This window comes from Microcoleus sp. BR0-C5, from assembly GCF_036705045.1.
Taxonomy (GTDB): domain Bacteria; phylum Cyanobacteriota; class Cyanobacteriia; order Cyanobacteriales; family Microcoleaceae; genus Microcoleus.
The window spans coordinates 47,683-60,193 of the sequence record NZ_JAUBTR010000042.1; the positions used below are offsets into that span (position 1 = coordinate 47,683).

Annotated in this window: 11 protein-coding genes; 8 read left to right on the forward strand and 3 right to left on the reverse strand. The window is 44.4% G+C overall.

Annotation, left to right across the window (positions count from 1 at the left end; translation table 11 throughout):
* Positions 1–270: 270 nt before the first annotated feature.
* From QUB08_RS19845 to QUB08_RS19870, 6 genes are all read left to right on the forward strand, one after another.
* Positions 271–1,821: an ATP-binding protein gene (locus QUB08_RS19845; RefSeq protein ID WP_333226370.1), complete on the forward strand. Its 1,551-nt coding sequence runs from the start codon at positions 271–273 to the stop codon at positions 1,819–1,821.
* Positions 1,822–2,058: 237 nt separating this feature from the next.
* Positions 2,059–2,289 (forward strand): DUF433 domain-containing protein, encoded by a 231-nt coding sequence (locus QUB08_RS19850; protein WP_006634608.1) that lies wholly within the window; start codon positions 2,059–2,061, stop codon positions 2,287–2,289.
* Positions 2,286–2,618, forward strand: coding sequence for a DUF5615 family PIN-like protein (locus tag QUB08_RS19855; protein ID WP_333226372.1), 333 nt, complete (start codon positions 2,286–2,288; stop codon positions 2,616–2,618). Before QUB08_RS19850 ends, QUB08_RS19855 begins: the two co-directional genes overlap by 4 nt.
* Before the next feature lie 252 nt (positions 2,619–2,870).
* Positions 2,871–4,295 (forward strand): hypothetical protein, encoded by a 1,425-nt coding sequence (locus QUB08_RS19860; RefSeq protein WP_333226374.1) that lies wholly within the window; start codon positions 2,871–2,873, stop codon positions 4,293–4,295.
* Positions 4,296–4,541: 246 nt separating this feature from the next.
* Positions 4,542–4,763 (forward strand): hypothetical protein, encoded by a 222-nt coding sequence (locus QUB08_RS19865; protein WP_333226377.1) that lies wholly within the window; start codon positions 4,542–4,544, stop codon positions 4,761–4,763.
* Positions 4,764–4,918: 155 nt separating this feature from the next.
* Positions 4,919–5,176, forward strand: a complete 258-nt coding sequence (locus QUB08_RS19870) for a hypothetical protein (protein ID WP_333226379.1) — start codon at positions 4,919–4,921, stop codon at positions 5,174–5,176.
* On the opposite strand, the gene QUB08_RS19875 is transcribed toward QUB08_RS19870, so the two are convergent.
* The 3 genes from QUB08_RS19875 to petM all read right to left on the reverse strand — a co-directional run bounded on the left by QUB08_RS19875 (position 5,140) and on the right by petM (position 7,338).
* A complete protein-coding gene (locus QUB08_RS19875; RefSeq protein WP_333226380.1) occupies positions 5,140–6,057 on the reverse strand; it encodes an NAD(+) kinase in 918 nt (305 codons plus the stop codon). The genes QUB08_RS19870 and QUB08_RS19875 overlap by 37 nt on opposite strands.
* Position 6,058: 1 nt before the next feature.
* Entirely contained in the window at positions 6,059–7,036 is a 978-nt protein-coding gene (locus QUB08_RS19880) for an NmrA family NAD(P)-binding protein (protein WP_333165488.1), read from the reverse strand.
* A gap of 197 nt (positions 7,037–7,233) precedes the next feature.
* Positions 7,234–7,338 carry a cytochrome b6-f complex subunit PetM gene (petM, locus tag QUB08_RS19885; protein ID WP_172189541.1) on the reverse strand — a complete coding sequence of 35 codons (105 nt, stop codon included), beginning with the start codon at positions 7,336–7,338 and terminating at the stop codon, positions 7,234–7,236.
* A gap of 70 nt (positions 7,339–7,408) precedes the next feature.
* On the opposite strand from petM, the gene pdxA reads away from it, so the two are divergent.
* Both pdxA and QUB08_RS19895 read left to right on the forward strand, forming a co-directional pair.
* Positions 7,409–8,506 (forward strand): 4-hydroxythreonine-4-phosphate dehydrogenase PdxA, encoded by a 1,098-nt coding sequence (gene pdxA, locus QUB08_RS19890; protein WP_333226382.1) that lies wholly within the window; start codon positions 7,409–7,411, stop codon positions 8,504–8,506.
* A 120-nt stretch (positions 8,507–8,626) separates the two neighbouring features.
* Positions 8,627–12,238, forward strand: coding sequence for an OmpA family protein (locus QUB08_RS19895; RefSeq protein WP_333226384.1), 3,612 nt, complete (start codon positions 8,627–8,629; stop codon positions 12,236–12,238).
* The last annotated feature ends 273 nt before the right edge of the window (positions 12,239–12,511 follow it).

Below are 12,511 nucleotides of genomic sequence, written 5' to 3' on the forward strand. Positions count from 1 at the left end.
TAGACCTCTTGCAAAAAATCCTTTTCATCAATTGATGGGACGGGCAAGATGCCCATCCCACAAGAAAAAATAAATCTTGTGGGATGGGCATCTTGCCCGTCCTAATTATTTTTGCAAGAGGTCCTTTGAATCAAGAATCGAGCACGACTTTCACTCAGAGAGAGTTTCATCGGGTGGGGAGAGTCGGTACAAACCCTCGCTTAACAACTAGAACGCCATTCCAACAACACTACAGTAAACTGAGAGCAGCCCATTCGCCCCAGTTGACCTATGCCGCGTTGGTTCAATACCGCTGGCCCCTGCCGCGAGGATATCCACTACGTACTTCCTGCTACCCGTCGCATTCCTAGCCTGGAACGACTGATTGCTCAGCAGAACTATTTCGTCATCCACGCACCCCGACAAGTGGGAAAAACCACCGCCATGCTGGCGTTAGCCAAACAACTCACCGAAAGCGGACAATACACCGCCGTGATGCTGTCAGTTGAAGTGGGCGCACCCTTCAGTCAAGACATCGCGGGTGCAGAGGATGCTATTTTGGGTGCTTGGCGACGGGCGATTTCGATTCGACTTCCCCCTGAATTGCAGCCGTCTGCTTGGCCCTCGTCGGAACCGGGACAGCAAATCGGCGATGTACTCAGCCTGTGGGCACAATCTTCTCCTCGTCCTTTGGTGGTTTTCATCGACGAAATTGACGCACTACAAGACCAAGCTTTGATTTCTATCCTGCGACAACTGCGCGATGGTTATCCCAATCGCCCGAAAGCGTTTCCGCAATCGGTGGGTTTAATTGGTTTGCGGGATGTTCGCGATTACAAAGTGGCTGCTGGGGGAAGCGATCGACTCCATACATCGAGTCCGTTTAATATTAAAGTGCGATCGATTACTCTCAGAGATTTTAATGCCTCAGAAGTCGCCGAACTCTACGCGCAACATACCCAAGATACCGGACAAGTTTTTACACCTGAAGCCGTAGCCTTAGCTTTTGAACTGACTCAGGGACAACCTTGGTTAGTGAATGCTTTAGCTAAGGAAATTGTAGAAGAATTAGTAACAGATGAATCGCTTGCTATTACACCAGACCATATTTTAGAAGCCAAAGAAATCCTCATAAAACGACAAGATACGCATTTAGATAGTTTGGCAGAACGCCTGCGAGAAAACAGAGTCAAAGCCATTATCGAGCCGATGTTGGCGGGTTTGGAACTGGGCAATATCCCCAATGATGATATTCAGTTTTTAATCGATTTGGGTTTGTGTAAGATGGATGTTCAGGGTGGATTGACGATCGCTAACCCAATTTATCGGGAAGTTTTGCCGCGCGTGCTCACCGTAACGCCAATGGCTTCTCTGCCCCAAATTGCACCGAGTTGGTTAACGCCCCAGGGGACATTAGACACGCAAGCGTTACTCAAAACTTTTCTGGAATTTTGGCTACAGCATGGCGAACCGTTACTCAAAAGTGCGTCTTACCCGGAAATTGCCCCGCATTTGGTGTTAATGGCATTTCTGCATCGGGTGATTAATGGTGGGGGAACGTTGGAGAGGGAATATGCTATTGGACGCGACAGAATGGATTTATGTTTGCGTTATGGTGAGGTAACGTTGGGAATTGAATTGAAGGTTTGGCGAACTCGGAAAGTCGATCCGTTGAGTAAAGGGTTGGAACAGTTAGATGGATATTTGGCTCGATTGGGACAAGATGAAGGGTGGTTGGTGATATTCGATCGACGCGAGAATGCGCTCGAATTAGAAGAACGACTGAATACTGAAATTCATCTGACACCAATGGGGCGAACGGTTACAGTTATTCGTGCGTGAAAAAGTTCTGATGAATGTCTCGATTTTTGCGATCGCCGAGGGTGTGCGATCGACTCTCATCTAAAATATAATTAAGAAGGGGTTGACATACACTATCGAGCTGCGGTATTACTCGATTATATCCAGTATTGTACCGCAACTGCAATACAATTATTCGATCGCGCACCCATGTAACAAGCTAGTATATCTAATCTTTTCGCCCAACCTCAAACGAGGAGATTCTCAAAAATTCCAACTATGAACTACCGAAACCACATCACGATCGAAGCAAATAAACGCGGTGGTAAGCCTTGTGTACGCGGCTTGCGAATTACGGTTTATGAAGTGCTTGAGTACCTGGCTTCCGAGATGACCGAAGCAGAAATTCTTGACGATTTTCCCGACTTGACGCGAGAAGATTTAAAAGCCTGCATTGCTTATGCTGCTGACCGCGAGCGTCGGTTTATGACCGCGACCTTATCCGCATGAAATTACTTTTTGATGAAAATTTGTCGCCCAAGTTGCCGAATCGTTTGAGCGATATTTTCCCAAATTCGCTTCACGTTCGAGATGTGGGAATGAAAGCAACGATCGACCCAATTGTTTGGGATTATGCAAAAGACAATAATTTGATGATTGTCTCGAAAGACGCGGATATGCACGACCTAAGCTTAGTATTTGGGAACCCACCGAAAGTTATTTGGCTTTGCCTTGGAAACTGTTCGACATTGCAAATTGAAAATTTGCTGCGTCGGGATTTTAACGCTATCGAGTTATTTTATGAAGATGAGACTTTATCGCTGCTTGCTTTATCATAATGCACCGATCGCCGAGGGTGTGCGATCGACTCTAAATGCTCTCTAATCTAAAATCTAATATAGATAGGTTTTTTCAGTGCGGCGGCTTCAGTGATTGAGTCAAATCGTGCGGCGAATTCGATCTAGGAAAGGAGATTGTGATGGGGAGTAAGAAGGGGTTGACATACATCCTTGAGCTGCGGTATTATTGACTATATCCAGTATTCTACCGCAACTGCGATACAATTATAAGCTAGATAGCAAAAAGGTACTATGGACGAAATTGAAAAGGTTAGCTATGCAGAACTAATTGACCCACAAGCACAAATGGTTGTGGCTTTTCTAAAACAAATGGGGCTTCCCTCAGATAACATCATTGCGGATCAGCCAGAACGAGCAATTATTGGTCAAAATTTACCTACTTACATTCAGTCACTTCCTGATGACATTAAAAGAGACGCACGTTACTTATCTAAGTTTGTAGTTGGCGCAGGATTTGGGTTGTTTGACTACGCACTCAACGCAGTATGGAATGAAGTTACTCTGGATTTAAGAAAGAAAGCTATTGCATACGGAATTGATATTTTCTTTGATGCCGCAGTAGGGGGTAAAAGCCGAGATTTTTACGAAAAAGAAGAAGATCTCGCTTCTCTTAAAGATTCAGTTTTACTAGACACCTGTAGAAAGCTTGAGCTTATTTCTGACACAACGTACAAAAAGTTAAAACATATTCTTGAGATGAGAAATGACATAGGAATTTCTCATCCGACTAACTATACAATTAACGCTTTTGAACTGCTTGGATGGTTACAAACATCGATTCAAGATGTCCTAAGAGATAGACCAACTGAAGCAGCACTTCAGGTACAAGCATTTATTAAAAACTTAAGAACTTATAATACACCTATAAATAATGCAACTCAAAAAACAATTGAGCTAAACATATCCGAACTACCTAGCCATCTATGCGGAAATATACTTAGAACTGTTTTTGGGATATTTGTATCTATAGAGACGGATGTTCAGGTAAGGAAAAATATTTCTTTAATAGCCCCCTCTATTTGGACAAATTGTTTAGATGAACCCAAATATAAGTTAGGGCTTACTCTTGAGGGATATAATACTAATCTTCATAAAGATAAATATGAATTGGGTGAGCAGTTTCTCCAGGTTGTAGGGGGAAATCCATATCGTTCCCCAAGCGAAAGAGCAGGAATTGTTGACGATTTATTGGAGCAGCTTCTAGCTAAACATAATGGTTGGGATAATTTTCATCATGAAGCTCCTGTCGCTGACTCTGTCGCCTCATATATCGCTGGGCAATCAGATATTCTTCCAAACTATGCAGGAAAATTAGTGAAAGTAGTTTTGATGTGTCGGATTGGTCGAGGAGTTAGTTACTGCAATGGTGTATCACCCAGAGGAAAAGTATACTATGACAATTTGCTTTCTCTTTTAGGTGACAAATATTCACCCATTGCTATAAGCACACTCACTCATTATGAGATACAACGGAAATTAGAAAACAGCGAATGTAGAAAACAAGCTCGATTAGCCCTAGAAATGATAAAGCAAAGCGTAGTTAATGCAAGATTAGCTGAATGTTTTGACTATTTGATAACTCAAATAGAGAAGAATGGTCGCTGCGTATTGAATAGTGATTTCAAAAAGCTGACAGCACAATATGTGAAGTGGTAGTTATCTAACAAATCGTTGCAACGGCGGAATAAAGATAATCGGTAGGGATGCCAAGGTTACTGACCGCCGTTGAACTCAATCGTTATCTCGTAAACGCTGCCTGACCTTGGAGATGATTCGGAAGCTCGATCGAGAGCTTGACCTACAGAAACTTGGTAGAATAAATAGACACGCTTCGATCGCGCACCATGCAACAAGCTAGTAGATCCAATCTTTTGGCCAAACCTCGAACGAGGAGATTCTCAAATGCCATTGGCTGAACTAATGTCACAGATCCAGGAACTTTCAAAAATTGACAAGCTTCGGCTGATGCAGTTTCTGGCAACAGAACTGGTCAAAGCAGAGGATGCAATAAACTTTTTTGTTGCCGATCAAGAGTATCCGGTCTGGTCGCCTTACAATTGCTCTGAAGCTGCCAATGTTTTAATGAATCTTCTGACGACAAAACAACAAGAACAGAATGATTGACGCTCAGAGATTTCCCTACAAAATCATTAACCTGGCATTTGCCTGGACACAAGCAACCAATTTACCTTTGATTTTGGGGCAAGCTAATTTCTTCTTCGAGTTTGAGGTCTGTTTCTTCCGGGCACGTTCAGAATTTGAAATCCGTCCTAAGCAGAGTGAATAGAAATGAAGACACTCCAACTATACCGTTATCTTCTAAACGCTGCCTCACCTTGGAGATGGTTCGGAATCTCGATCGAGAATTAAGGATTCCTTACGAGATTCCGATCGAGCCTTATCCTGCACAAAAACTTAGAAACCTGAACGCGAAGAAAAAGCCGCCCCAAAAGGACGGGACTTTAGCACTCCGCTACACTCCGCTTATTACCAACAACTATCAAGGCAACTCAACCGAACTCGGTTTAGCAATGTGAGGCAAACCCCAGCCCAATTTTTCCCGCAAAATGTGGAAAAACTCAAAAGATTGCACGCGAATAAAGCGGGCTTGGTAGGGAGCTCGCTCGACTTGCACCCAATCCTCCGGCAAAACATAACATCCCCCGTTACCGTCTACCACCATTACCAGGCGGTTTGGACTCGCCGGCAAAATCTTGACCGGCTCGGTGTTGGAAAACACCAAAGCCCGCGAAGCCATTGAATGCGGGCAAATAGGCAGCAACTGCAGCACCGGCACTCCCGGAATGATCACAGGGCCACCGGCAGAAAGGGCGTAAGCTGTCGATCCTGTCGGAGTCGCGATGATGACTCCATCTGCGGCAATGTCAATAGAGGCGTGCTGGCCGATCGCCACTTCAAAATGACACATACAAGTCAGCGGTTCCCGGTGCAGCACCATTTCATTGAGACAAAGGGCTTCCCAGAGGCAGTCGTTTTCTCGAAACAGCCGTACCGCCAGCATTGATCTTTCTTCTATTTCATATTCTCCGGCGATTACCTTTTCCAAAGCTTGCGGCAGCAAGTTCAGGTAAGTTTCTGTTAAAAAGCCCATGTGACCGGTATTGACAGTCAGCAGTGGCACTCCAATCGGAGCGACTTGGCGAAATGCCGACAGCACCGTACCGTCGCCGCCCAAAACCACTGCAAACTCCATGTCGCTGTCAAAACCGGGGGGGACGAGTTGGTCGATCTGAGTATGGCACAGGGGGCGATCGGGGCTAGAATACCCCAGAATTCCTCCCGAACCAGAAACCGAGCAAACCTCCCAGCCGCGGGCAGTCAGCTTGTCTTCCAACTCTGCGGCGATGCGACAAGCCACAGGTTTAACATCGTTGTATATAATTCCTGCTTTCGGCACTTTAAAATGTAAAGGGCATTTTTTGTTTACTCCGTTTTTTAGTTTTAAGCTGCTCGTACTCTATTTCCTTGAGCTTCTTCATAATCAGATTAAAGTATTCTTCGAGATAAGACTCCAAAGTAGTAGTTTCTTTGGGGTCGATTCCGAAGACACTGTAAACGTCATCCATCGGAGCTTTCAAGGGTTTTCCGGCTGCCAAAACTTCTGAAAAAGCCAATCTGTCAGCTACGTTCCAACTCCACTGAAAGAACTTAGCAAATTGACGAGTAGCCTTCAACAAGGCGTCTGGGGTGCGCGTAATTTTGGCTTGCTTCCCTGACAGCCGTTCGCACAACCGCACAATTTCTTCTGCATCCCAAGCGCGATTTCCCACCACCGGAAAGCTTTTTTTCTCGGTTTCGGGAACGGAAAGGGCCCGGACGGCAAATTTAGCAACGTCCTGAGTGTTCATGTAGGCAAGGGCAGATGGCTTATTGGGCAGCCAGACTGCCTGATTGTCCAAAATCGGCATTGCATACAGGCTCAGCAGTCCTTGCAAAAAGCCGCAAGGTCTCAAGATTGTGTAGTCTAGACCGGATTCTGCTAAGAACAGTTCGGTACAACGCTTGATTTCCAACAAGGGGACTTGGGGATATTTCTCCGCGTCTAGAAAGGAAAAGAATATGTAACGCTTGATGCCTGCTGCTGCTGCTGCTTGGATCAGCGATACTTTTCCGTCCCAGTCTACTCTTTTGATGCTGACAGAATCGGCTGCACTGGCTGTTGCTGCATCGATAATAGCACTGACGCCTTCTAGGGCCGGAGGCAGACTGTCTGGCTGGCAAAGGTTCCCCGGTACGAGTTCAGCGCCCCATTCTTTCAAAAATGCAGCTTTTCTGTAACTTCTGACTAAACAGCGCACCTGGTAGCCCTCGTCTAGGGCGCGGCGGGCTATTTGGCGGCCGAGAGTGCCGGTGGCACCTAAAATCAATAAAGTCATCTAGGGATTAATTATGAATCTTAAACTTTCTATAAGATGGTATCAGGTTTTGGTTAAGTTTGTTATAAAAACTTAACAAAAACCTGAAATTTTCTCATTTTAGGCTTGAGATATTCTGCACAAGGCTGACTTTCGGCAGCAAGTAGACTCTAGAAGGCAGAATTTTGAAGGCTTCTGAAGGATTGGTTGAAAAAAACTTATTCTTCGCCGCCTTGCAATTTGAGCAAGAGGAAGCCTCCACCTATACCCACGAAAATTAGGGAAAAGGACAAAAAGGCTGCATTGAAAATTTCAGGATTCATGGTTTTATATGTCTAATTGGGCGATCGCATTAAATAAAGATAATATAATTTGGGGCAACCAGGTACATGAATGCTAAAATTTCAGTGCCGAAATTCCTGTATTTTGTTGGAGAAAACTGCCTTGAGTCTTGATCGGGAATCAAAACTAGCTGTAACTCTGGGAGATCCGGCGGGAATTGGCCCGGAAGTGATTCTCAAGGCATTGGCAGATCCGGCTGCTGGTTTGAACGTAACGGTTATAGGTTCTAGGATAGTTTTGCAGCAAACTTACGATAAGTTGCGATCGAGCAATCCTGCAGTACAAGCGGCAAATCCCGAAACATTAAATATTATTGATATCGAACCAGACAGCAAGTGGGGCGAAATTGTCCCAGGTGTCGGGAATGCAGCTAGCGGGGCGGCTAGCTTTGCTTACATGGAAAGCGCGATCGCCCGTACCATCGCCGGCGAATTCTCCGCCATCGTGACAGGCCCGATTTCCAAAACTTGCTGGCAGGCTGCCGGTTACAATTATCCCGGACAAACAGAACTCCTCGCAGAAAGAGCAAAATCGCAGCGATTCGGAATGCTGTTTGCCGCCACATCTCCACACAGTGGCTGGACGCTGGTAACTTTACTGGCTACCACACATATTTCTCTGCGTCAAGTCCCCGATGCTTTGAGTCCAGAATTACTGAGTGAAAAACTAGAATTACTGATAGACTGTTTGCGGGAAGATTTTGGGCTGGAAAGACCGAAAATTGCGATTTCTGGCTTAAATCCTCACAGCGGCGAAAATGGCAAACTGGGAAATGAAGAGCAAGACTGGATGATACCTTGGTTGGAAACGCAGCGCGATCGCTTTCCTCAAGTGCAGTTAGACGGGCCAGTCCCCCCAGATACCCTGTGGGTAAAACCGGCTAAAGTTTGGTACGGTTTAGCCACAGAAGCTCACGACGGTTACTTGGCAATGTACCACGACCAGGGGTTGATTCCAGTAAAATTGATGGCTTTCGATAAAGCAGTCAACACTACAATTGGCTTGCCTTTTGTCCGCACCTCTCCGGATCACGGCACAGCTTTTGATATTGTAGGTCAAGGGGTTGCGGATGCCTCCAGCATGAAGGCAGCATTGCAGTTAGCGGCCCAGTTGGCTAGTCGCAGAACAGCAGTTAAAATAGGGCGATAGCTTTAGTACGCTTGACGCTTGGAAAAATTGTGTCATTCCTATTGATTTTCGCTGGGGTGAGGCGGCAAGCAAGCTGGTAATTTCCTTCGGTAGATTAAAATCAACTATTGGTAGCGCAGTATGGCAGAATCTAATGATAATTCAGGCAAAATATATCAGTCAGAAAAAGAGGTTTCTGATGCAACTCTGGCAAGTTCTAAAGCTGGAGAGCAACTTCAGGAATTGCTAACCATACTGACTGAATTTCAGTTATTAAAAAAATCAAAAAAAGAACCAAGCGAGCTGAAGTTACCGCTTTCGGAAAAGTCCGTGCAGCGGTTGGAGGATGAGGAAAATCGGCGCAAACAATTGTCTTTTCGGATCGAATCACCGAGTATTGTACCGGAAGTATTAACTAATGATGAAGAGATCCCCTCTCAAAGACGAGAAAACAAGAATGAGGAACCCGATTTATCGATAGCCGGAAAGGTATCTAAAAAAAATCGGCCGTCTGAGGAAGAATTAGAACAAGCAGTAGAGGAGTTTAAGCGGTTGCAAGAACTGCTGTTTGAAAGGGATTTACCGGAATTTTACAGTAATGTTTTGAGCGTGGAACAAAGGTTAGAAAATTTTGAGAATTTGATGTCTGAACCCCAAGAGTTGATGGTTTTACTGAAACCGTTAATTCCTGAGTTAGTGAGAGAAGAATTAGAGGAGTTGAAGTCTGAATTAAAAAAGGCGATCGACCTCGCCAGCAATAATAAAATTAATCGGATCGAGTTGGAGGCTAAATTAGCAGATTGGGAAAATCAAATTGCTAACTTTAACCAGCAGCCGCTGCCGAATACAGAGCACTTAATCAAACGGCTGATGCCAGTGGTGGGCGATATGCTCAACCGTAAGGTAGAGGAGTCTAAGTTAGAGGTAGCTTCGGCGATCGCACCGAGAGTCAATCAAGTAATTCACAATCAAAACGGACTTGAAGAACAGGTAGTAAGAATTGAAGATAGAATTGCGAATATTCAGCAGCGTTACCAGCAGCAACCGGAAGATTTAATCAAGCAGCTAGTACCAGTAGTTAGCGATTTACTGAACCGCAAAATTAGTGAATTAAAATTAGAGGTGGTAGAAGCTGTTGCCCCCTCAGTACAGGTAAGAATAGCTTGGGTAGAAATAGAAGAAAAAGTATTGAGCATCATCGAACGCCGACTGGCTACGCAACAGTCGCCAACTCAGAAGCCTGAAGAGATAATGGCGATGCTAATGCCGGCAATAACTGATTTGCTGAATCAGAAAATCGATGAATCAAAATTACAAGTAGCAGCGACGATCCAACCTTTGATAGAATCAGCAATTCTTCAAAGAGAAGTTCAAGGCAAATTGAGCGACGTAGAAAGTAGACTAAATAATCTTCAACGACAGCAAAAAACTCAGCCGGAAGATATAATGGCAAGGTTAATGCCGTTAATGATTGAGTCGCTGAACCGGAAAATTGAGGAGACAAAGTTAGAGGTGAGAGAGGCGATCGCACCTGGTGTCAACACGGCTATTCAAAACAGCGGTATAGCAGCACAAATATTAAATAATGAAACTAAGATTGTCGAAGTTCAGCAGCAAGTTTTAGCCGAGATAGAAGGGTTGATGGCAAGAATAATGCCAGTGATTGTAGAAATGCTCTCCCGAAACATCGGAGAAGCAAAGCTAGAGATAGAATCTGCGATCGCCCCGGCTGTTGATGCCATCATTCAGAATAAAAGGATCGATCAAAGACTCGCGAAGATCGAACAACAGATTGTCGCGATCGAACACCGAATTTATGAATCGACAGACTTGTTTACGGATTTACTGAAACCTTTGATTGACGAGCTGATGGTTAGCCATCACGCCCAACTACAAAAGTCGGTCATCGAATCTATTTTACCATTGTTAGATGAAGTTGTAAGTTATAATTACAGACTCAACGATAAAGTAGGGGAACTCGATCGCAAAATTACTGATGCGGAATGGGGAGGCAATCGGGAAGAATTACTCGCCCGAATTAAAATCATGTTTCCCGAAATGATGCTCCAAACAATTAATGAGTCGAGAAAATCATTTGTCGAAACTATAGCTCCGATAATTGATGAAATAATTAATACGAAAAGCCGAGAAAATAGACAATCGATGGGAGTAGCCATATCGCCGGCTCTGACTGTGGGAATCAGCCACAGAATCAGTGAATCGCCCGATGAAATTGCCATGGCGATCGCACCGGAAATGGCCGCCGCTATCAAACAGCAAATTCATCTCAAGCCAGAAGAAATGTCGGATGCACTTTATCCGATTATCGGTAGCACGATTTTAAAATACATCGCCGAGATGATGCGGGAGATTAATGAAAAACTAGAATCAGCTTTAAGTCCAGAGGGAATTAGTCGCAAAATTAAAGCAAAATTACAGGGCATTTCTGAAGCAGAATTGCTCATGAAAGAAACAACACCACTAAGTGTTAAAGCTGTTTTTTTAATTCAAGCAAAATCGGGATTAGTAATTTCAGCAGTGCAGCATTCTGAACGCGAACAGCTAGAATCAGACATGGTAGGGGGGATGCTGACTGCTATTCGGGCTTTTGTCAACGATTGCATATCTCAGTCGGGAAATATTGCCGAGATTGATGCAATAGAATACGGCACATCTACCATAGTATTGGAAGTTGCGGGTTCGTGTTATCTGGCAGTAGTGATGCAAGGAGAAACCCGCCAGTGGTTTAAGTACAAAATGCGATCGATATTCAACAATATTGTTCAAGAATACGGAACTCAAATTCAGTCATTTAACGGCGATCCAGCAACTGTACCACCCGAAGTAAACTTGAAACTGCAAAAATTAATCGATACAGAGGTAAAAGTTAAATCTTCTAAACTTCCCATTTTACCCATTATCGGTTTGGCAGCGTTAGGTTTAATTGGCGTACCTTGGGGAATTCATCAATACCGCAGCTCAGTTGCAGCGAGCTTAGAAGCAGATACGAATTTAGCATTACAATCTGCTCCCGATTTATCAGTTTATCGCCTCGCGGCTGATGTTAAAGATAAAGTATTGGAGATTTCGGGACGAGTGCCGAATCAAAATCTGCGATCGAAAGCGGAAAAAATCGCTCAGCAAGCGGCTCCACAATCAAGAATTGAAAATAAAATTATAGCCGTTGAAGTACCTCCCGATCCGGTTTTAGTCGAAGCCGATGTCAAGCGGACAGCAGCTCTTTTGAATAAAGTAGAAAGCATTGATATCTCAGCTCGCTATGCAGAGGGAAAAGTCGCCGTTGCTGGCAGCGTAAGCAAAGTGCCAGATGCTCAGAAAATAACTCAAGCTTTTGAGAAAATTCCGGGGGTGAAGTCGGTAACAAATACAGTGATAATAGGAACTCCACCGCCACCAAAGATAATAATGCCAGTTCGCGTGTATTTCGGTGCAGGTTCGGCAAGTTTGCAGGCGAAAGATGTAGCAGAAAAGCTTAGTAAAGTCAAGGAATATATGGAGAAAAATAGCACGAAGAATTTAAGGATAGTTGGCTACAGCGATTTTAAAAGCACTCCGGCCGAAAATCAAAAGTTGGCACTGGAAAGGGCGACAAATGTGAAAAATATTTTGGTTAGACAAGGGATAAATGGCAACAGAATACAAGTTGCTTCTACTAAGGGTCGTCCCGAAGGTGTGGAGGCCAATCAACCGCTGTGGCTGAGCAGATTGGTAGTATTTGAGGTGATCAATTAAAATTGGGAATTGGGCATCGGGCATCGGGCATGGGGCATCGGGAATGGGGGATAGAGAATGGGGCATCGGGCATCGGGCATTGTTAATTGGGAATTTTCCCTAATGACTAATGATTTCTTTCTCTTAATTTATAGTAACTGGCAAGAAGGTTAGGACATTTTTTATCGCTGAAAATATTGCTCTGACTGCATTTCCCTTCTTCCTTCTTCCTTCTTCCTTCTTCCTTCTTCCTTCTTCCTTCTTCCTTCTTCCTTCTTCCTTCTTCCTTCTTCC

What these genes read in the sequence shown, in the direction of transcription:
- QUB08_RS19845 (WP_333226370.1), top strand. Translation starts at nt 271, where the DNA reads ATGCCGCGTTGGTTCAATACCGCTGGCCCCTGCCGCGAGGATATCCAC.
- QUB08_RS19850 (WP_006634608.1), top strand. Translation starts at nt 2,059, where the DNA reads ATGAACTACCGAAACCACATCACGATCGAAGCAAATAAACGCGGTGGT.
- QUB08_RS19855 (WP_333226372.1), top strand. Translation starts at nt 2,286, where the DNA reads ATGAAATTACTTTTTGATGAAAATTTGTCGCCCAAGTTGCCGAATCGT.
- QUB08_RS19860 (WP_333226374.1), top strand. Translation starts at nt 2,871, where the DNA reads ATGGACGAAATTGAAAAGGTTAGCTATGCAGAACTAATTGACCCACAA.
- QUB08_RS19865 (WP_333226377.1), top strand. Translation starts at nt 4,542, where the DNA reads ATGCCATTGGCTGAACTAATGTCACAGATCCAGGAACTTTCAAAAATT.
- QUB08_RS19880 (WP_333165488.1), bottom strand. Translation starts at nt 7,036, where the DNA reads ATGACTTTATTGATTTTAGGTGCCACCGGCACTCTCGGCCGCCAAATA.
- petM (WP_172189541.1), bottom strand. Translation starts at nt 7,338, where the DNA reads ATGAATCCTGAAATTTTCAATGCAGCCTTTTTGTCCTTTTCCCTAATT.
- pdxA (WP_333226382.1), top strand. Translation starts at nt 7,409, where the DNA reads ATGCTAAAATTTCAGTGCCGAAATTCCTGTATTTTGTTGGAGAAAACT.
- QUB08_RS19895 (WP_333226384.1), top strand. Translation starts at nt 8,627, where the DNA reads ATGGCAGAATCTAATGATAATTCAGGCAAAATATATCAGTCAGAAAAA.